This is a genomic window from Pseudomonas sp. A6 (assembly GCF_052367875.1).
GTDB lineage: Bacteria > Pseudomonadota > Gammaproteobacteria > Pseudomonadales > Pseudomonadaceae > Pseudomonas > Pseudomonas citronellolis.
Genome location: NZ_CP198970.1, coordinates 7,024,081 through 7,043,432 on the forward strand (window position 1 = coordinate 7,024,081; position 19,352 = coordinate 7,043,432).

The window sequence follows — 19,352 nt, forward strand, 5'->3', positions numbered from 1 at the left end:
GCGATCCTCCGTGGTTGCCTGTCCAAGTTTGGACCGGAAACTGGCGGGGAGGCTCCGGCGTCTTTTCATTTAAGTGGTGCGGTGGGACAGAGAAGGTGGCCAAGCCTGGCTCCGCTCCCTCACCCCAGCCCTCTCCCGTAGGGAGAGGGGGCCGTTTGGAGTGGGTGGGGAATTTGGAGTCATCCTGAAACTCCTACACCTCCTCGTCATTTCCGCGAATGCGGGAATCCAGTGTTTTGCATATGGATTCAGGGAGCTTCGTGATTCCGCTTCACGCCGAACGGTCCCCTCTCCCGCTTGCGGGGGAGGGTTAGGGAGGGGGAGCGGAGTCAGGGTTGGCAGAGGTGGGTGGGTGGGAGTTCGTCACCCTCTCCCCAGCCCTCGGCTGCGCGCCCCGCCCTGAAGGGAGAGGGGGCTGTCCTGAGTGGCGTTGGAGTCGGGCACTATCCTTCAACCCCGTCATTCCCGCGAACGCGGGAACCCAGTGACTGCGGGGTTCGCGAGCAAGCTCGCTCCTACGAAAAGCAAAAGCGCGTTCGCTCTTGCTCTGGCTTTTGGATTTCCAGAGAAACATCCGCGCGCACCGAAACGCCCCTTCAGAAGGCCGAGCGAAACCCGCGCTCAGGAGGTCATGCGACATGGATGTCGCGAGAGCCCCGCGGGCTACAGGGATGTACCCTCGGGGCGGGCCTCCGTGGCGGGGGAGTTCGCGAGGGTAGCCCGGCTCTGTCGGGCCCGTATGCGGGGCAAGCCTTTTTGGTTCCTTTTGTGGCGTTTGACAAAAGGGACTCGCCCGAGGGGGCGAAACAAGAAGGCAGGGCAAACTCGGAGCGGCGCAAAAACACCCAAGCCAAGGCAACTGGGTTCCCGCGTTCGCGGGAATGACGGGGTGGAGATCGGAGCGCAGGACCAAAGTTCGCAAACCAAGCCTTCGCAAGCCAATCCCTATCCCTATCCCCACCCCCATACGAAAAATGCCGTTTCCCCAACCAGAGAAACGGCATTCTTTCTTAAGCCGACAGCATCAGCCCGTAAGCGGCTTTTCCCGCCAGCCCGTGGCTCAGAGACCGGACATATGCTTGATGGCCGCCTTCAGCTCATCGTCCGAACAGTCAGCGCAGGTGCCTTTCGGCGGCATGGCATTGATGCCGGAAATAGCCTTGGCCAGCAGACCATCGAGGCCCCCCTGGTCCTTGGCGCGCTTGTCCCAATCGCCCTTGTCGCCGACCTTGGGCGCACCCAGCAGGCCAGTGCCGTGGCAGTTGGTGCAGACCTTGCCGACGATCTCTTCGCCCGAACGCGGCGCACCGCCACCTCCGGCGGAAGCGACAGCGCCGACGCCTTCGCACTCCTTGCCCTGGACGCAGACCTTGCCCACCGGTTCCAGGCGCTTGGCGATGTCGTCATTGGTCGTGGCTTGGGCGCCAGCGGCCATCAGGGCCAGTACGGCGGCCTGGGCCACCAGGATTTTCTTTATCAGGTTCACCCTTTTACCCTCATCGTGGCTTGTACGCCCGGGCACGGTTTCCATCGCAGTCTAGCTAGCGCGGGCGGCCGCAAGTATAACGGAAGAGCGCGCGTCTGAAACAATTGCAGGGCCCGCGGGGGCCTTGCGTCATACGGTCGCAGGCGGCTCAGCCGCCTCTAAAAATTTGCCGGAGTCGTCGCGCTTATGAGCCTCGCCGGCGCATCGAAGGGGTTGCGGAAGCGATGCGGGCGGGTGCTGTCGAAATAGTAGCTGTCGCCGCTTTCGAGGACGTAGACCTCGTCGCCGACGGTCAGCTCCAGGCGGCCTTCGACCAGCACGCCGGTCTCCTCGCCTTCGTGGGAGTACATGTCGTCGCCGGTGTCGGCGCCTGGCGGGTAGGTCTCGTCGAGCAGCGTGATGGCGCGGCTGGGGTAGGCCTTGCCGATCAGCTTCATGATGATGTCGCCGTCGGACAGGTCGCTGAGCTCGTCCGCCTTGTAGACCACCTGGGTGTTGCTGTCCTGCTCGATGTCCAGGGAGAAGAATTCCACCAGGGACATGGGAATGCCGCCCAGCACCTTCTTCAGGGAGCTGATCGACGGACTCACGCTGTTCTTCTCGATCATCGAGATGGTGCTGTTGGTGACGCCCGCGCGCTTGGCGAGTTCACGCTGGGACAGCCCTTTGAGTTTACGGATGGCTTGTAGGCGAGCGCCAACGTCCAAGGGTGGGGTCCTCCTTATCTTATTTCTTGTTCTGCCAGGCTCTAACGGGCGGAACCCGCCTGCGCCTTGCGGCGAGCGGGTTCCGAAGTGCCCGTATCATGGCAACACCGTTCAGTATTTACAACAGATCGGCCTCGGATACTGCGCAAACTTTACGCAGTTCGTCGCTCAGTCGCCGCTGTAGACCCGCGGTACGCGCTTGAGGTTGCAGAACAATTGATAGGGGATGCTGCCGCACAGGCTGGCGAGTTGGCTGGCCGGGACGTTCGGCCCCCACAGCTCGACGCGGCTGCCCAGGCCGGCGCCGGGCAGGTCGGTGAGGTCGACGGTGAGCATGTCCATGGACACCCGGCCAATGATGCGGCTGGCCTGGCCGTCGATGAACACCGGGGTGCCGTCTGGCGCGTGGCGCGGGTAGCCGTCGGCGTAACCCATGGCGACCACGCCGACGCGCACCGAGCGCTCGGCGACGTAGCGCGCGCCGTAGCCCACCGGCTCGCCGGCCGGCAGTTCGCGCACGCCGATGATCTTCGACTCCAGGGTCATCACCGGGCGCAGCTGGTCGGCCAGCGGCTGGGCCTGTTCGAAGGGGGTGGCGCCGTAGAGCATGATGCCCGGGCGCACCCAGTCGCTGGGCACGCTCGGCCAACCGAGAATGCCAGGGGAGTTGCGCAGGCTGACCTCGTAGGGCTGGCCCAGACCGGCGCGCACGGCCTCGAAGGCGGCGACCTGTTCCTCGGTGCGCGCACAGTCCAGCTCGTCGGCGCGGGCGAAGTGGCTCATCAGCACCACCTTGGCCACGTGCGGCAGGGCCTGCAGGCGCGCCAGGGCGGCAGCGTAGTCCTGCGGGAAGAAGCCGACGCGGTGCATGCCCGAGTCCATCTTCAGCCACAGCGTCAGCGGCTTGGCCGGGCGGGCGCGCTCGATGGCCTCCAGTTGCCAGGCCGAGTGCACCACGCACCAGAAGTCATGGCGCTCGATCAGTTCCAGCTCGCTGGCCTCGAAGAAGCCTTCCAGCAGCAGGATGGGCGCGCGGATGCCGGCTTCGCGCAGCTCCAGGGCCTCTTCGATGCAGGCCACGGCGAAGCCGTCGGCTTCCGCCTCCAGGGCCTTGGCGCAGCGCACCGCGCCGTGGCCGTAGGCATCGGCCTTGACCACCGCCAGCGCACGCGCGCCGCTGACTTCGCGGGCCAGGCGGTAGTTGTGGCGCAGGGCCTGGAGGTCGATCAGGGCACGGGCTGGACGCATGGCGGGAACTCTCTGTCATTCGGGTACGGCGCAGCCGCGGGCGAACCCGCGCCAACGAAGGCCGTGAAGCAAAAAAAGGCCTGGCAATCCGACCAGGCCCCACGCAAAGGATTTACGGCAGGGCCGCGACCACCGACATCTCCACCAGGATCTCCGGCTCGCAGAGCCTGGCTTCCACGGTGGCGCGGGCCGGGGCGGTGCCTTGCGGCAGCCACTGGTCCCAGACGGCGTTCATGCCGGCGAAGTGCGCGTCGATGTCCTTCAGGTAGATGGTCACCGAGAGGATGCGCGTCTTGTCGGTGCCGGCCTCTTCGAGCAGGCGCTCGATGCTGGCCAGGACTTCGCGGGTCTGCTGTTCGACGCCGGCAGCCATGTCGTCGCCCACCTGGCCCGCCAGGTAGACGGTGCCGTTGTGGACGACGATCTGGCTCATGCGGCCATTAGTGTGCAGGCGCTGGATGGCCATTCTGAGCCTCCGAGGCGTTGCTGTAGCGGGAAATGTCCAGGCCGTCGGTGCTGATCTGCGGGCGCTTCTTCGCCATCAGGTCGGCCAGGTAGCGGCCCGAGCCGCAGGCCATGGTCCAGCCCAGGGTGCCGTGGCCGGTGTTCAGGTACAGGTTGCGGTAGCGGGTGCCGCCGACGATCGGGGTGCCGTCCGGGGTGGCCGGGCGCAGGCCGGTCCAGAAGGTCGCCTGGCTGACGTCGCCGCCCTCGGGGTAGAGGTCGGTGGTGATCATTTCCAGGGTTTCGCGGCGGCGCGGGTTCAGCGACAGGTCGAAACCGGCGATCTCGGCCATGCCGCCGACGCGGATGCGCTGGTCGAAACGGGTGATGGCGACCTTGTAGGTCTCGTCGAGGATGGTCGAGGTCGGCGCCATGTCCGGGTTGGTGATCGGCACGGTCAGCGAGTAGCCCTTGAGCGGGTAGACCGGGGCGTTGATGCCCAGCGGCTTGAGCATCTGCGGCGAGTAGCTGCCCAGGGCCAGCACGTAGTGGTCGGCGGTGACCAGTTGGCCATCGATCCACACGCCGTTGATGCGGTCGCCGGCGAAGTCCAGGCGCTGGATGTTCTGGTTGAAGCGGAACTCCACGCCCAGGCCCTGGGCCAGTTCGGCCAGCTTGGTGGTGAACATCTGGCAGTCGCCGGTCTGGTCGTTGGGCAGGCGCAGGGCGCCGACCAGCTTGTCGGCCACCTTGGCCAGGGCCGGTTCGACGCGGGCGATGCCGGCGCGGTCGAGGACTTCATAGGGCACGCCGGAGCTTTCCAGCACGGCGATGTCCTTGGCGGCGGAGTCGAGTTGGGCCTGGGTGCGGAACAGCTGGGTAGTACCCAGGGTGCGGCCTTCGTAGGCGATGCCGGTCTCGGTGCGCAGTTCGTCGAGGCAGTCGCGGCTGTACTCGGACAGGCGCACCATGCGCTCCTTGTTCACCGCGTAGCTGGCGGCGTTGCAGTTGCGCAGCATCTGCCACATCCAGGCGTACTGGCTGGGGTCGCCGGTGAGCTTGATGGCCAGCGGCGCGTGCTTCTCCAGCAGCCACTTCATGGCCTTGAGCGGGATGCCCGGGGCGGCCCAGGGCGAGGCGTAGCCGGGGGAAACCTGGCCGGCGTTGGCGAAGCTGGTTTCCAGGGCCGGGCCGGGCTGGCGGTCGACCACCACCACTTCGAAACCGGAACGGGCCAGATAGTAAGCACTGGCGGTGCCGATCACACCGCTGCCAAGAACCAGAACGCGCATCGCTGCCTCCCACGTCGCGTGGGGCACGCGACGTTTCTTATTTTGAACGTCAGTTGCGCGCAGTATAGGAATTCGACCGCAGAAATAATCACTATTTAACAGGCGGTAATTGAAGGAAATTCTTGGTGAAAACGCCTTTCACGGAGTCGCATCCACCAGATAACCCACAAAAACACCTGAAAAATCCATAGCCATGCAAGTATGTCGGATCGCGGTTTTCAGCAACTAATTCGGTGCGCTTTGGCGAACGCGGGATTTACTCCCGCCAGGGCCAGTGCCGACAGGAATAAGCGCTGCCGCGACGCCGGGTCGCAGGCGCCGCCCGACAGGCGGCGGCGCCAGGGAAATCCCCTTACTTGCGTACCCACTTGCCATTGAGCTGGATGTATTGCCCGGACGGGGTGCGGTCCATGGCCTTCTTGCCGGCCAGGGCTTCCACGTCGCCGAGCTTGGCGCCGCTCTGGCCGGCCACCTTCTGGTACTCGGCGCGGCGCGCGGCGTTGATCTGGGCGGCGATGTCCGCCGCCTGGCCGCTGTTGCTGACCACCCCGAGGTAGCCGTCGGACTGCTCGCCGACCAGGCCCTGGGCCTTGGCCCCGCCCAGGGCCGACATGGCCTGCTCCAGGCTCATGGCCAGGACCGGCAGGCTGACGCAAAGGGCCAGCAGGGCGACGCCGAGTTTGCTGCGCAGTGTCATGTAGAAGCTCCTCAGAACAGACCGCTGTTCTCGTTGATGATGCCATCCAGGGCCTTGTCGACCTTGATGTAGATCTCGTGCTCGATCTTCACGTTGAGGTTGATGTTGATCGGCTCCTTGGGCGCCGCCAGCTGTACCGTTGGCGTACAGCCCTGGCTGAGCCCGAGCAGGGCCAGGACGGCGATGAGTGCGCATGGGCGCATGCGGTGTTCTCCTTGCGATCAGGGCGCGGCAGGTGACTGGTTGCGCAGGCGTTCCTGCACGCGCTTGCGGATGGTGTCGCTGACCCGGTCGCTCAGCTGCAGGCTGGTCAGCAGGTCCGGGATGTTCTCCTCCAGGTTGACGTTGAGGTTCACCGGCCGCCCCTGCTCCAGCGCCGGGTTATGGCCGCTGATGGCCAGGGCCAGGAGCAGGCGGCCGCCCTCAGCATAATCCACGCGGCTGGCCAGGCGCTCGTAGCGGAAGTCGTCGAGCATGGTCGCCACCAGTTGCATGGCCGGGTTGCTCTGGCCGAGGGCGCGGATCTTCTCCGAGCGGAACTGCAGGGTGCCCGGCTGCCGCGCGGCGACCTGGCCGCCCTGGATGCGCAGCCCGCCCGGGCCGAGCAGCAGCGGCAGCTCGCCGTCGAGGATGCCGTTGCCGGCCAGGCCCTCGGCGGGATAGGCCTTGAGGATTTCCTCCAGCAGCACGCCTTGCAGATGCAGGCTCTGCGCGGGGTTTTCGCGGGCCAGTTGCAGCGTGCCGCCGTCCAGCCAGGCGCGGCCGCCGAACAGCTTCAACTCGGCCTGGCGCCAGTCCAGGCGGCCGGCCAGCGGCTGGTCCAGGCTGGCGCTGTAGCCGCCCTGGAACTGCAGGGGCCCGAGCAGCACGCCGGGGTTGAGCTGCTCCACCCGCAGGCCGGGCAACTGCAGCGTCAGCTGCGAGCCGCGCAGTTGCAGCCTCGCCTCGCCGTCCAGGCCGTGGATCTCGCTGCGGTCGTAGACGCCTTCCAGGCCCCGGCCGTTCAACGTCAGGTCCAGCTGCTGGGCGCCCTGCCCCGGCGGCAGGCGCCATTGCGCGCGGGCCTGCAGGCGGCCGTTGTTCAGGCTGAGCAGCGCCGGCCAGTCGGCCAGGCTGGCCGCCAGCGGGTTGCCGCTGCGCAGGAAGAATTCCGGCAGTTGCGCCGTCAGCTCCAGGCTGCCATCGGCCTGGTGGCGCAGTTCGACGTCGGCGGCCAGGCCCCCGCTGTTCTGCAGCCGGCCCTTGAGCTGTTGCTGCGCCAGGCCAGCGCCGAGCTGGCCCTGGTAGCTCCAGGCGAGCGGCTTGAGGTGCGCCTGGCGCAGCTCGCCAGCCGACAGTTGCACCGCGCCGTCGAAGCCCAGGCTGAAGGGCTGGCCGGCGGCGTAGCCCAGCGCCAGGCTGGCCTTGTCCGTCGTCGCGCCGAGCTTGGCGGCCTTCAGCCCCTGGGGCCCGGTCAGGCTGCCCAGGCTCAGCTTGGCGCCCTTGCCCAGGCGCAGGCTGGCCGCGGCCTGGCCAATCTCGCCGTCCAGCGGCAGGTCGAGCGCCGCCTTGCCCAGGCGCAGGCCGGGCAGTTGCAGGTCCGGCACCTGGGCCAGCAGACGGGCCTGGCTCAGGGCCAGGGACAAGGCTTCGCCCTCCACCAGCGCCAGCACGCCTTGCAGGCGCAGGTCGCTGGCGCCCTTGCCGCGCAGGTCCAGGCGTACCGCGCCGGGGGCGCTGTCGTCGGGTTGCAGGCCCAGGCGCAGGCTGGCCGGGCGCAGGCCCACCGGCAGCGCCTGCAGCCAGTCGCCGTAGAGGTCGGCCAGGTAGAGGTCGCCGTCCAGCACCCGCGGCCGCCATTGCCCCGGCGTGGTCGCGGCCGCCTGCAGTTGCAGGTCGCCCTGCAACGCGCCCAGGCCCGGTAGCGGCCAGGGCTGCGGCAGTTGCATGGCCAGCTCCAGTTCGCCCTGGCTGTCGCGCAGTGCGGGCCAGTCCGGCCAGGGGCCATCGCCGCCCAGGGTGCTGTCCCAGCTCAGGCGCAGGCGCCCAGCCTCGGGTAGGGAGACCGGCAGGGTCGGCGTCGGCAACCAGGGCGCCAGCCAGGCGCGCACGGCGTCCAGCGGCGGCACTCCGGGGCTGGCCAGGCTACCGCGCCAATGGCGCTCGGTCGGCGCCCAGCTGGCGTCGAGGTCGGCCAGGCATTCGCCATCCAGATCGGCCTTCAGTGCCAGCCGCCAGGCGTCCTGTTCCGGGCGCAGGGTGCCGTCAAGGGCCAGGCGCTGGCCGCCTTGCTGCAGTTCGGCGGCCAGGGACGCGGCATTGCCGGGCAGCTGCTGCCAGTGCAGGCTGCCAACCAGGGTGCAGCGCTGCTGCCCGGCGCAGGGCAGTTCGAACTCGGCGTGCTGCAGGACGGTCCGCTGCGGCAGCAGGCCGAGCCACAGGCCCACCTGGTCGGGCGTCGGCCATTCCCCCGCCTCTTCCGTCGCCGCGGCGGCGGGCCAGGAACCCACATGCAACCGCTGCAGTTCCAGGCCACCCAGGCGCCAGCGCCCGTCGATACGCCGCGGCCAGCCCAGACGCAGTTGATCGGCCTGGATTTCCAGGCGCGAAGCGGATTTTTCCCGCGTTACGGCCAGCCGTTGCAGCGTCAGACCGTCCAATGAAATGCCCGGCCCCTGCCACTCCAGGCCAGTGATGCCCTGCTCCGCGAGCAGCCGCTGCCAGGCCTGCCCCGCCCAGACGGCGAGCAGCGCGATGAGCAGCGCCAGCAACAGCAGGATTCGGGTACGGGTCGAGCGCATGCCAGGCTCCGGCGGCGAAGTGGAAGGCCCGCGCATCCGGCGCGGACCTGGGAACAGGCTGGCGGCGTGCCCGCAGAAGATCAAGGGGCAGTGATATCCACTGGCTTAACGTCTATATTTGGCGACAATCACCAACCATAAGCACCGCCCCCGAGCAGCCTCCATGAGAACCCAGCACCAAAGCCGCCGCGAACTGGACAAGATCGACCGCAACATCCTGCGCATCCTCCAGGAAGAAGGGCGCATTTCCTTCACCGAGCTGGGCGAGCGCGTCGGCCTCTCCACCACCCCCTGCACTGAGCGGGTGCGCCGCCTGGAGCGCGAAGGGATCATCATGGGCTACAACGCCCGGCTGAACCCGCAGTACCTCAAGGCCAGCCTGCTGGTGTTCGTCGAGATCAGCCTGGACTACAAGTCCGGCGACACCTTCGAGGACTTCCGCCGCGCCGTGCTCAAGCTGCCCCACGTGCTGGAGTGCCACCTGGTGTCCGGCCACTTCGACTACCTGGTGAAGGCGCGCATCTCGGAGATGGCCTCCTACCGCAAGCTGCTCGGCGACATCCTGCTGAAGCTGCCCCACGTGCGCGAGTCGAAGAGCTACATCGTGATGGAAGAGGTCAAGGAGAGCCTGACCCTGCCGATTCCCGACTGATCGCAACAGTTTGTCGAGTTTTTACGGCTTCCCCCCTTGGCGTGGCGGGAAGCCGGCGTTTATCCTGCGTAAAATTTTAACAACACAATAATCAGGATATCGCACATGAACGCCCGCGTTCGCCTCCCGGTGCACACCGACCAGCACGCCCCTTCCTACTACGCCGCGACCGCCAACCGTCGCATCCAGTGCCCTCCCCTGGCCGGCGAGGAAGTGGCCGACGTGTGCATCATCGGCGGCGGCTTCTCCGGGCTGAACACCGCCATCGAGCTGGCCGAGCGCGGCTTCTCGGTGGTCCTGCTGGAGGCCCACAAGATCGGCTGGGGCGCCAGCGGGCGCAACGGCGGCCAACTGATCCGCGGCGTCGGCCATGGTGTCGAGCAGTTCGAGCCGGTGGTCGGCAAGGACGGCGTGCGCCAGCTCAAGCTGATGGGCCTTGAGGCCGTGCAGATCGTGCGCCAGCGCGTGGAGAAGTACGGCATCGACTGCGACCTGACCTGGGGCTACTGCGACCTGGCCAACAAGGCCGCGGACGTCGAGGGCTTCCGCGAGGACTACGAAGAGCTCAAGAGCCTGGGCTACACCCACGAGCTGCGCCTGGTCCCGCAGGAGGAAATGCGCAGCATCGTCGGCGCCGACTGCTACGTCGGCGGCATGGTGGACATGGGCTCGGGCCACCTGCACCCGCTCAACCTGGCCCTGGGCGAGGCGGCCGCCGCGCAGTCCCTGGGCGTGCGCCTGTTCGAGGACTCGCAGGTCACCCACATCGACTACGGAGCCGAAGTGCGGGTGAGCACCGCCAAGGGCAGCGTGCGCGCCAAGACCCTGGTGATCGGCTGCAACGCCTACCAGAACGGCCTGAACAACTACCTCGACGGCAAGGTGCTGCCGGCCGGCAGCTACGTCATCGCCACCGAGCCGTTGCCGGCGGACCTCGCCCACGAGCTGCTGCCGCAGAACATGGCGGTGTGCGACCAGCGCGTGGCCCTGGACTACTACCGCCTCTCCGCCGACAACCGCCTGCTGTTCGGCGGCGCCTGCCACTATTCCGGGCGCGACCCGGCGGACATTGCCGCCTACATGCAGCCGAAGATGCTCAAGGTATTCCCGCACCTGGCCGACGTGCGCATCGACTACCAGTGGGGCGGCATGATCGGCATCGGCGCCAACCGCCTGCCGCAGATCGGCCGCCTGCCCGGCCAGCCCAACGTGTATTTCGCCCAGGCCTATTCCGGCCACGGGGTGAACGCCACCCACCTGGCCGGCAAGCTGCTCGCCGAGGCCATCGCCGGGCAGCAGGGCAGCGGTTTCGAGCTGTTCGCCAAGGTCCCGCACATCACCTTCCCCGGCGGCAAGCTGCTGCGTTCGCCGCTGCTGGCGCTGGGCATGGCCTGGTATCGCTTCAAGGAGGCGCTGAGCGGCTAGAATCTCCGGCAGTTCCGCTGCGGCGGACGGCCTGGAGACTCCCGCTTGCTACAACGCTTCCTGTTGCTGGCGCTGCTGCTGCTCGGCGGTTGCGCCAGCGTTCCCCTGCCCACGCCCTCGCACGCCCTGTCGCCGGGCGGCACGGCCCTCGGCGACGCCGTGCAGCAGCGCGCGGCGGCGCACCCCGGCGCCTCCGGCTTCCGCCTGCTGGCCTCCAGCAGCGACGCCTTCCTCGCCCGTGCCGAGCTGATCCGCGCCGCCCAGCGCAGCCTGGACATCCAGTACTACATAGTCCACGACGGCCTCACCACCCGCGCGCTCATCCACGAGCTGCTCAAGGCCGCCGACCGCGGCGTGCGCGTGCGCGTGCTGATCGACGACACCAGCAGCGACGGCTGGGATTACGAGATCGGCGTGCTGGCCGCCCACCCGAACATCCAGGTGCGCCTGTTCAACCCGCTGCACCTGGGCCGCAGCACCGGCATCACGCGCAACCTCGGGCGCCTGTTCAACCTCGCCGAGCAGCACCGGCGCATGCACAACAAGCTGTGGCTGGCCGACAACAGCGTGGCCATCGTCGGCGGGCGCAACCTGGGCGACGAGTACTTCGGCGCCAAGGCGGAAATGAACTTCAGCGACCTCGACCTGCTCGGCGTCGGACCAGTGGCCACGGAGCTGGGGCAAAGCTTCGACCAGTACTGGAATAGCGCCATCAGCCGCCCCATCGAGGACTACCTGTGGGGCAAACCCGAGCGCGCCGACCTCGAACGCGCCCGGCGCGGCCTGGACAGCTACCTGGAGAAGAGCCGGGTTCGCCACTCCGCCTACCTGCAGCGCCTGCACCTGCGCGAGGCCTCGTCGAACCTGGACACCTGGCTCGACGACCTGGTCTGGGCCCCGGGCCGCGCCATCTGGGACGATCCGCTGAAGGTCCTGGACCGCGGCCAGAGCCGCCCGCTGCAGCAGCTGAGCACCCAGCTCGAACCGCTGTTCCGCCAGGTGTCGAAGGAGTTGATCCTGGTCTCGGCCTACTTCGTGCCCACCGACAGCGGCGTCACCTACCTCACCGGCCGCGCCGACAACGGCGTCAGCGTGCGCCTGCTGACCAATTCCCTGGAAGCCACCGACGTGCCCGCCGTGCACGCCGGCTACGCGCCCTACCGCATGGCCCTGCTGGAGCACGGCGTGCAGCTCCACGAACTGCGCGCCCAGCCGGACCAGCGCCTGGCCGGCGCGCCCTGGACGGTGCGCGGCTCCAGCAGCGCCAGCCTGCACAGCAAGGCGATCGTCTTCGACCGGCGCCAGGTGTTCATCGGCTCCTTCAACTTCGACCCGCGCTCGATCATCTGGAACACCGAGGTCGGCGTCATCGTCGACAGCCCGGAACTGGCGGAGCAGACGCGCAAGCTGGCGCTGGCCGGGATGTCGCCCAGTGTCAGCTATCAGGTGCGCATCGACCGCAGCGGCAGCCGACCGCGGCTGACCTGGGTGGACGAGCGCGACGGCCATCCGCACGTGCTGCACCACGAGCCGGGCAGCCTGTGGCGTCGCTTCAACGCCTGGATTGCCGGGGCCATCGGGCTGGAGAGGATGCTGTAGGAGCGCGCCCTGCGTACGAAATCGCGGGCAGGGCCCGCTGCCCAGCTTTTCGTAGGAGCGAGCTTGCTCGCGAACCCTGGGTTCCCGCGTTCGCGGGAATGACGAGGTGGGGTTAGGCGTTTCAGGATGACTCAGGATTCTCCCTTCGCTCAGGACAGCCCCCTCTCCCTTCAGGGCGGGGCGCGCAGCCGAGGGTTGGGGAGAGGGCGCTCTTAAACCCAGCACCTAAAGCCCCCTTCGCGAGCAAGAACCAGGCATCCCCTCGCCCCTCCGAAGAGCAATGAGCCCCGAACCTAACGCCCGCTAGCCTCCGGCAGCTCATCGCCCTGCAACTCCGCCGGCGGCAAGCCCTTGCGCCACACCAGCACAACGAAGCCGAAGGCGCCCAAGGCCATCATCAGCGGCAGCGCATGGCCGCTCACCCACTGGCTGACCGCGCCGGTGGTCAGCGGCCCGATCAGGCAGCCGATGCCCCACAGCTGGGCGATGTGCGCGTTGGCGCGGACCAGCGCATCGTCGCGGTAGCGCTCGCCGATGAGGATCAGCGACAGGGTGAACAACCCGCCGGCGCTCGCGCCGAACAGCACCAGCACCGGCCAGATCGCCGGCCCGTGCAGCAGCAGCGGGATGCCCAGGCTGCTCAGCAGCAGGACGATGCCGCAGCCCTTGAACAGCGTCTGCCGCGACACCCGGTCGGCCAGCCAGCCGATGGGCAGCTGCAGCAGCGCGTCGCCCACCACCACTACCGTGACCATGGTCAGCGCCACCGCCTGGGTGAAGCCCTGGCGCACGCCGTAGACCGGCAGCAGGGTGAGGATCATCGCCTCGAAACCGGCGAACAGCACCACCGCCCAGGCGATGGCCGGCAGCTTGGCGCAAAAGGCGAACAGGCCGCGCCCCGAGGCGCTGTGCGGGTCTACCTTGGGCGCGCCACCGCGACCGACGAGCAGCAGCGAACCGCACACCAGCAGGCCGACGCCCAGCCAGAAGCCGCGGTCGTCGGCGGTGCCGATGAAGGTCAGCAGCACCGGGCCGGACAGTTGGCTCAGCGCATAGCCGGTGCCGTACAGGGCCACCAGGCGGCCGCGCCATTTCTCCACGGCCAGCTGGTTGATCCAGCTTTCGCCGAGGATGAACACTACGGTCAGTTGCACACCGATCAGCAGGCGCAGCACCAGCCACACCGGGTAGTTCTGCAGCAGCGCCAGCAGGCCGACGGAAAAGGCCCCGCTGAGCAGACACCAGCGCATCAGCCGCGGCGTGCCGAGGCGGGCGGCCAGGCGCCCGGAAATGAGCGCGCCGAGCAGTACGCCGACGGCTGGCGTGGCGGCCATCACGCCGATGGCGAAACTGCCGTAGCCCCAGCTTTCCAGGCGCAAGGACACCAGAGGCATGGTCAGGCCGAGGGCCAGGCCGATGCTGATGACCGACAGGCAGACAGCGAAATAGGCACCCCAACGCATTGTCGTTCTCCCGTTCCATCCGGAGCGCACTCCGGGCCAGAGGCCGAGCCCAGCGCGCAATGCAAAGCGGCCGGGCTCCCCAAGGGAAACCCGGCCGCGGGTATGGCTCTTTGTCAGAGCCGGCCCCGGCGAGGGGGCCGACCTAGCCTGGACAGCTTACAGCTTGATCCAGGTGGCCTTCAGTTCAGTGTATTTATCGAAGGCGTGCAGCGACTTGTCACGGCCGTTGCCCGACTGCTTGAAGCCACCGAACGGAGCGGTCATGTCGCCGCCGTCGTACTGGTTGATCCACACGCTGCCGGCGCGCAGGGCCCTGCCGATCAGGTGGGCCTTGGACAGGTTGCTGGTCCAGACCGCGGCGGCCAGGCCGTACGGGGTGTCGTTGGCGATGCGCACGGCTTCCTCGGCGTCCTCGAACTCGATCACCGACAGCACCGGCCCGAAGATTTCCTCACGGGCGATGCGCATGGCGTTGGTCACGCCGTCGAAGATGGTCGGCTCGACGTAGGTGCCGCCGGTCTCTTCCAGGGTGCGCTTGCCGCCGGCCACCAGCTTGGCGCCGTCGTCGTGGCCGGCCTGGATGTAGCTCAGCACGTTGTTCATCTGGGTGGTGTCGACCAGCGCGCCGACGTTGGTTTCCGGGTCCAGCGGGTTGCCCGGCTTCCAGGCCTTCAGCGCTTCGACCACCAGCGGCAGGAACTCGGCCTTGATGGATTTCTCCACCAGCAGGCGGGAACCGGCGGTGCACACTTCGCCCTGGTTGAAGGCGATGGCGCTGGCGGCGGATTCGGCGGCGGCCTTCAGGTCAGGCGCGTCGGCGAAGACGATGTTCGGGCTCTTGCCGCCGGCTTCCAGCCATACGCGCTTCATATTCGACTCGCCGGCGTAGACCATCAGTTGCTTGGCGATCTTGGTCGAACCGGTGAACACCAGGGTGTCGACGTCCATGTGCAGGGCCAAGGCCTTGCCCACGGTGTGGCCGAAGCCCGGCAGGATGTTCAGCACGCCTTTCGGGATGCCGGCCTCGACGGCCAGCTGGGCGACGCGGATGGCGGTCAGCGGCGACTTCTCGGAGGGCTTGAGGATCACCGAGTTGCCGGTGGCCAGGGCCGGGCCGAGCTTCCAGCAGGACATCAGCAGGGGGAAGTTCCACGGCACGATGGCGGCGACCACGCCCACGGCTTCGCGGGTGACCAGGCCCAACTGGTCATGCGGGGTGGCGGCGACTTCGTCGTAGACCTTGTCGATGGCTTCGGCATTCCAGCGGATGCTATTGGCGGCGCTGGCGACGTCGATGTTCAGCGCATCGCTGATCGGCTTGCCCATGTCCAGGGTTTCCAGCAGGGCCAGCTCTTCGGCGTGCTGCATCATCAGCTCGGCGAAGCGGATCATGACCTTCTTGCGCTTGGCCGGCGCCTGGCGCGACCACACGCCGGACTCGAAGGCGGCACGGGCAACCTGCACGGCGCGCTCGGCGTCGGCGGCGTCGCAGCTGGCGACCTTGGCCAGGAAGCGACCATCCACCGGGCTGATGCAGTCGAAGGTGGCGCCATCGGCGGCATCGACGTACTGGCCGTCGACGAAGGCGCGGCCTTCGATCTTCAGGTTCTGGGCGCGAGCTTCCCAGTCGGCGCGAGTGAGGGTACTCATGACAACTTGTCCTCTTATTGAATTACTTATCGAAGTCCCGGCGCCCCGGGGATGGGCGCGCTGTCAGAAATTCTGCAAGGCGGCGCGAGGGCCACGCTGTCCGCCACCCTAAACCGGGATGGGCGAATTTTCAATATTTTTGACACTTTGGCGCCAAAACGCCTTGTCACGTTCGTTTTATTAAACATAGACTCGATCGATTCCGCCTCCGTCCGGGCCCGCCCGCAGTGGCGGGGGCACTCGCACAACCCACAATAAAACGAGAGTCAGCATGAACATCGAGCAGATCGTCGACTTCGCCCAGGCCGGCACCGCCGCCGAGCACTACCGCCCGGCGCCGGAGAAGGTCCTCAAGGGCGATCCCGAGCAAAGCGTGCGCAACCACTACGGCAGCCCCTGCGGCCAGTTCAACGTCGGCATCTGGGAAGGCGCGGTCGGCCACTGGACCGTCAGCTACACCGAGCACGAATACTGCGAGATCCTCCAGGGCGTGTCGGTGATCCGCGACGCCGACGGCGGCGCCAAGACCGTGCGCACCGGCGATCGCTTCGTCATCCCGGCCGGCTTCAAGGGCACCTGGGAGGTGCTGGAGCCTTGCCGCAAGGTTTATGTGATCTTCGAACAGAAGGCTTGATAGCTGTTTGACGAAAAACGCCGCTTTTCCGGTGAGGGGAAGCGGCGTTTTTGTTTCTGCGTGGTGCTCGCATTTCGTAGGAGCGAGCTTGCTCGCGAACAGTGGTTACCGGTGACGTGGGTGTTGGGCTCAAGAGAGCCCTCTCCCCAACCCTCGGCTGCGCGCCCCGCCCTGAAGGGAGAGGGGGCTGTTCGGAGTGGGTGGGGAGTTTGGAGTCAGCCTGGAACACCTAATCCCACATCGTCATTCCCGCGAACGCGGGAACCCAGTGACTGCGGGGTTCGCGAGCAAGCTCGCTCCTACGAAAAGCAAAAGCAGCTCTGCTCTGGCTTTTGCTCTTGGACTTCCAGAGAAACCTCCGCGCACTCCGAAACGCCCCTTCAGAAGGCCGAGCGAAACCCCCGCTCAGGAGGTCATGCGACATGGATGTCGCGAGAGCCCCGCGGGCTACAGGGACGTACCCTCGGGGCGGGCCTCCGTGGCGGGGGAATTCGCGAGGGTAGCCCGACTCTGTCGGGCCCGTATGCGGGGCAAGCCTTTTTGGTTCCTTTTGTGGCGTTTGACAAAAGGGACTCGCCCGAGGGGGCGAAACGAGAAATCTCCGCAGACTCGGAGCGGCGCGCTACACCAAGCAAGAAGGCAGCTGGGTTCCCGCGTTCGCGGGAATGACGAGGGTGGGAGGATGGCGCCTGACCGACACGTCGCTCAGGACAGCCCCCTCTCCCTTCAGGGCGGGGCGCGCAGCCGAGGGTTGGGGAGAGGGCGCTCTTAACCCCAGCACCTACGCCACCCGCAAACTCCGTTCGCGAGCAAGCTCGCTCCTACAAAAGCCCCCGCCATCCAGACATGAAAAAACCCGCCAATTGGCGGGTTTCTTCGCAAGGGCCGGATCAATTACTTGATCTTGGCTTCCTTGTAGATCACGTGCTTGCGAACGACCGGATCGAACTTCTTGATCTCGATCTTCTCAGGCTTGGTGCGCTTGTTCTTGTCGGTGGTGTAGAAGTGGCCGGTACCGGCGCTGGACACCAGACGGATCAGTTCACGCATGATTGCAGCTCCTTAGAATTTTTCGCCGCGGGCGCGCAGGTCGTTCAGGACGGCCTCGATGCCACGCTTGTCGATGATACGCATGCCCTTGGCGGAAACGCGCAGGCGTACGAAGCGCTTCTCGGACTCAACCCAGAAACGGTGGTGCTGCAGGTTCGGCAGGAAACGGCGGCGGGTTTTGTTGTGTGCGTGGGAAATGTTGTTCCCGGTAACCGGACCCTTACCGGTCACTTGGCAAACTCTCGACATGGCTCAGCCCTCTATAAACCACATGCCAAACCCGGCATGGGTTGGCTGCTTGAACTCGTTGATACTCGGTTTCCACCCGGGTCTTACCTGCCCGACCGCCACCCGATTCCGAGTCGACGGGGCAGGGCCCCAGAAAAGAGCGCAGCTTTATATCAGAAAGCCGCTTAGTGTCGCAAGGGAGCAAGCGGCTTATCCACATGCCGGCGCAGCGCGGCCGCGGCTCGGCGCCCTTGCCGTTCGTCGCCTTTCACCGTTGTCGCCGGCGGCGGCTTGGTCTAGGGTAGCCGGTTCAAGGCCGACAACGGCCTTGCATGACTGCGCCCAGCCCACGGGACGGGCATTTTCCCACCATTTCCGGAGTCCGTCATGCGTCTGCTTCCCCTCGCCCTGCTGCTCGCCCCCGCCCTGGCCGGCGCCAGCACCCTCAGTGTCTGCACCGAGGCCAGCCCCGACGGCTTCGACGTCGTGCAGTTCAATGCCCTGACCACCACCAACGCCTCGGCCGACGTGCTGATGAACCGCCTGGTGGAGTTCGACGCGGCGCAGGGCAAGGTGGTGCCAAGCCTGGCCGAGAGCTGGACGGTCTCCGCCGACGGTCTGACCTACGACTTCAAGCTGCGCGGCGGGGTGAAGTTCCACCATACCGACTACTTCAACCCCAGCCGCGAACTGGGCGCCGACGACGTGCTGTTCAGCTTCCGGCGCATGCTCGACCCCGCCGCCCCCTGGCACAAAGTGGCGCAGAGCGGCTTCCCCCACGCCCAGTCGCTGCAGCTGCCGGCCCTGATAAAAGGCCTGGAGAAGGTCGACGAACACCAGGTGCGCTTCACCCTGAGCCACCCCGACGCCACCTTCCTGCCCATGCTCAGCATGGGTTTCGCCTCCATCTATAGCGCCGAGTACGCCGACCAGTTGATGAAGGCCGGCACCCCGGAGAAGCTCAACGCCCAGCCCATCGGCAGCGGCCCCTTCGTCTTCAAGCGCTTCCAGAAGGACGCGCAGATCCGCTACACCGCCAACCCGGACTACTTCGCCGGCAAGCCGGCGGTGGACAATCTGCTGTTCGCCATCACCCCCGACGCCAACGTGCGCCTGCAGCGCCTGAAGCGCGGCGAATGCCAGATCGCCCTGTCGCCCAAGCCGCTGGACGTCGAGGCCGCGGCCAAGGACCCGGCCCTGCGCATAGAGCAGACGCCGGCATTCATGACCGCCTTCGTCGCCCTGAACAGCCAGCACCCGCCGCTGGACAAGCCCGAGGTGCGCCAGGCGATCAACCTCGCCTTCGACCGCCAGACCTACCTGAAGTCGGTGTTCGAGGGCAGCGCCACTGCCGCCGAGGGCGTCTACCCGCCGAACACCTGGAGCTATGCCAAGGACATCCCCGGCTATCCCCACGACCCCGCCCAGGCCAAGGCACTGCTGGAAAAGGCCGGCCTGAAGGACGGCTTCAAGACCACCATCTGGACGCGCCCCAGCGGCAGCCTGCTCAACCCCAACCCGAGCCTGGGCGCGCAGCTGCTGCAGGCCGACCTGGGCAAGGTCGGCATCCAGGCCGAGATCCGCGTGATCGAGTGGGGCGAACTGATCCGCCGCGCCAAGGCCGGCGAGCACGACCTGCTGTTCATGGGCTGGGCCGGCGACAACGGCGACCCGGACAACTTCCTCACCCCGCAGTTCTCCTGCGCCAGCGTGAAGTCCGGGCTGAACTTCGCGCGCTTCTGCGACCCAAAGCTGGATGGCCTGATCAGCCAGGGCAAGGCGCTGAGCGAGCAGGACAAGCGCAGCGCGCTCTACCACGACGCCCAGCAGCTGATCCACGACCAGGCCCTGTGGCTGCCGCTGGCGCACCCCACGGCCTCGGTGCTGCTGCGCAAGGAGGTCAAGGGCTACGCCGTGAACCCGTTCGGCCGTCAGGACTTCTCCAAGGTCAGCCTCTGAGGCGCCGTTCAACGTGGGGCCGGCGCGATACCGGCCCC

At 67.1% G+C, this 19,352-nt stretch carries 17 protein-coding genes; 5 read left to right on the forward strand and 12 right to left on the reverse strand.

Annotated elements, in window-relative coordinates:
• Positions 1–1,060: 1,060 nt before the first annotated feature.
• The 8 genes from ACTWJ5_RS30890 to ACTWJ5_RS30925 form a co-directional block, all read right to left on the reverse strand.
• A complete protein-coding gene (locus ACTWJ5_RS30890; RefSeq protein WP_074983207.1) occupies positions 1,061–1,486 on the reverse strand; it encodes a c-type cytochrome in 426 nt (141 codons plus the stop codon).
• 158 nt (positions 1,487–1,644) lie between these two features.
• A complete protein-coding gene (locus ACTWJ5_RS30895; RefSeq protein WP_009614094.1) occupies positions 1,645–2,193 on the reverse strand; it encodes a cupin domain-containing protein in 549 nt (182 codons plus the stop codon).
• 168 nt (positions 2,194–2,361) lie between these two features.
• The gene (gene alr, locus ACTWJ5_RS30900; protein ID WP_444437158.1) at positions 2,362–3,441 is read right to left on the reverse strand and encodes an alanine racemase; all 1,080 of its coding nucleotides are present in this window, start codon (positions 3,439–3,441) and stop codon (positions 2,362–2,364) included.
• Between the two features lie 112 nt (positions 3,442–3,553).
• Positions 3,554–3,907 carry a RidA family protein gene (locus ACTWJ5_RS30905; RefSeq protein WP_043268137.1) on the reverse strand — a complete coding sequence of 118 codons (354 nt, stop codon included), beginning with the start codon at positions 3,905–3,907 and terminating at the stop codon, positions 3,554–3,556.
• Positions 3,882–5,177 carry a D-amino acid dehydrogenase gene (gene dadA, locus ACTWJ5_RS30910; protein ID WP_116425181.1) on the reverse strand — a complete coding sequence of 432 codons (1,296 nt, stop codon included), beginning with the start codon at positions 5,175–5,177 and terminating at the stop codon, positions 3,882–3,884. Before dadA ends, ACTWJ5_RS30905 begins: the two co-directional genes overlap by 26 nt.
• Positions 5,178–5,529: 352 nt before the next feature.
• A complete protein-coding gene (locus tag ACTWJ5_RS30915) occupies positions 5,530–5,874 on the reverse strand; it encodes a YdbL family protein (protein ID WP_444437159.1) in 345 nt (114 codons plus the stop codon).
• Between the two features lie 11 nt (positions 5,875–5,885).
• Complete coding sequence (locus tag ACTWJ5_RS30920) at positions 5,886–6,077, reverse strand: YnbE family lipoprotein (RefSeq protein WP_009614103.1); 192 nt, start codon at positions 6,075–6,077, stop codon at positions 5,886–5,888.
• An 18-nt stretch (positions 6,078–6,095) separates the two neighbouring features.
• The gene (locus tag ACTWJ5_RS30925; protein ID WP_444437160.1) at positions 6,096–8,654 is read right to left on the reverse strand and encodes an intermembrane phospholipid transport protein YdbH family protein; all 2,559 of its coding nucleotides are present in this window, start codon (positions 8,652–8,654) and stop codon (positions 6,096–6,098) included.
• 163 nt (positions 8,655–8,817) lie between these two features.
• Here ACTWJ5_RS30925 and dadR point away from each other — a divergent pair, with 163 nt between their 5' ends.
• The 3 genes from dadR to ACTWJ5_RS30940 all read left to right on the forward strand — a co-directional run bounded on the left by dadR (position 8,818) and on the right by ACTWJ5_RS30940 (position 12,330).
• Positions 8,818–9,306 (forward strand): transcriptional regulator DadR, encoded by a 489-nt coding sequence (dadR, locus tag ACTWJ5_RS30930; RefSeq protein WP_009614106.1) that lies wholly within the window; start codon positions 8,818–8,820, stop codon positions 9,304–9,306.
• A gap of 105 nt (positions 9,307–9,411) precedes the next feature.
• Positions 9,412–10,731, forward strand: a complete 1,320-nt coding sequence (locus ACTWJ5_RS30935; protein ID WP_444437161.1) for an NAD(P)/FAD-dependent oxidoreductase — start codon at positions 9,412–9,414, stop codon at positions 10,729–10,731.
• A gap of 45 nt (positions 10,732–10,776) precedes the next feature.
• The gene (locus ACTWJ5_RS30940) at positions 10,777–12,330 is read left to right on the forward strand and encodes a phospholipase D family protein (RefSeq protein ID WP_444437162.1); all 1,554 of its coding nucleotides are present in this window, start codon (positions 10,777–10,779) and stop codon (positions 12,328–12,330) included.
• A 293-nt stretch (positions 12,331–12,623) separates the two neighbouring features.
• Here the strand turns inward: ACTWJ5_RS30940 and ACTWJ5_RS30945 are convergent, their stop codons facing one another.
• Complete coding sequence (locus ACTWJ5_RS30945; RefSeq protein WP_444437163.1) at positions 12,624–13,793, reverse strand: MFS transporter; 1,170 nt, start codon at positions 13,791–13,793, stop codon at positions 12,624–12,626.
• Between the two features lie 156 nt (positions 13,794–13,949).
• Positions 13,950–15,443, reverse strand: coding sequence for an aldehyde dehydrogenase (locus ACTWJ5_RS30950; RefSeq protein ID WP_009614115.1), 1,494 nt, complete (start codon positions 15,441–15,443; stop codon positions 13,950–13,952).
• 271 nt (positions 15,444–15,714) lie between these two features.
• Here ACTWJ5_RS30950 and ACTWJ5_RS30955 point away from each other — a divergent pair, with 271 nt between their 5' ends.
• A complete protein-coding gene (locus tag ACTWJ5_RS30955) occupies positions 15,715–16,077 on the forward strand; it encodes a cupin domain-containing protein (protein ID WP_089390755.1) in 363 nt (120 codons plus the stop codon).
• 894 nt (positions 16,078–16,971) lie between these two features.
• On the opposite strand, the gene rpmG is transcribed toward ACTWJ5_RS30955, so the two are convergent.
• Positions 16,972–17,127, reverse strand: a complete 156-nt coding sequence (gene rpmG / locus ACTWJ5_RS30960; RefSeq protein ID WP_009614117.1) for a 50S ribosomal protein L33 — start codon at positions 17,125–17,127, stop codon at positions 16,972–16,974.
• A 12-nt stretch (positions 17,128–17,139) separates the two neighbouring features.
• Positions 17,140–17,376, reverse strand: a complete 237-nt coding sequence (gene rpmB, locus ACTWJ5_RS30965; protein ID WP_009614118.1) for a 50S ribosomal protein L28 — start codon at positions 17,374–17,376, stop codon at positions 17,140–17,142.
• A 366-nt stretch (positions 17,377–17,742) separates the two neighbouring features.
• Here rpmB and ACTWJ5_RS30970 point away from each other — a divergent pair, with 366 nt between their 5' ends.
• Entirely contained in the window at positions 17,743–19,314 is a 1,572-nt protein-coding gene (locus ACTWJ5_RS30970) for an ABC transporter substrate-binding protein (protein ID WP_444437164.1), read from the forward strand.
• The last annotated feature ends 38 nt before the right edge of the window (positions 19,315–19,352 follow it).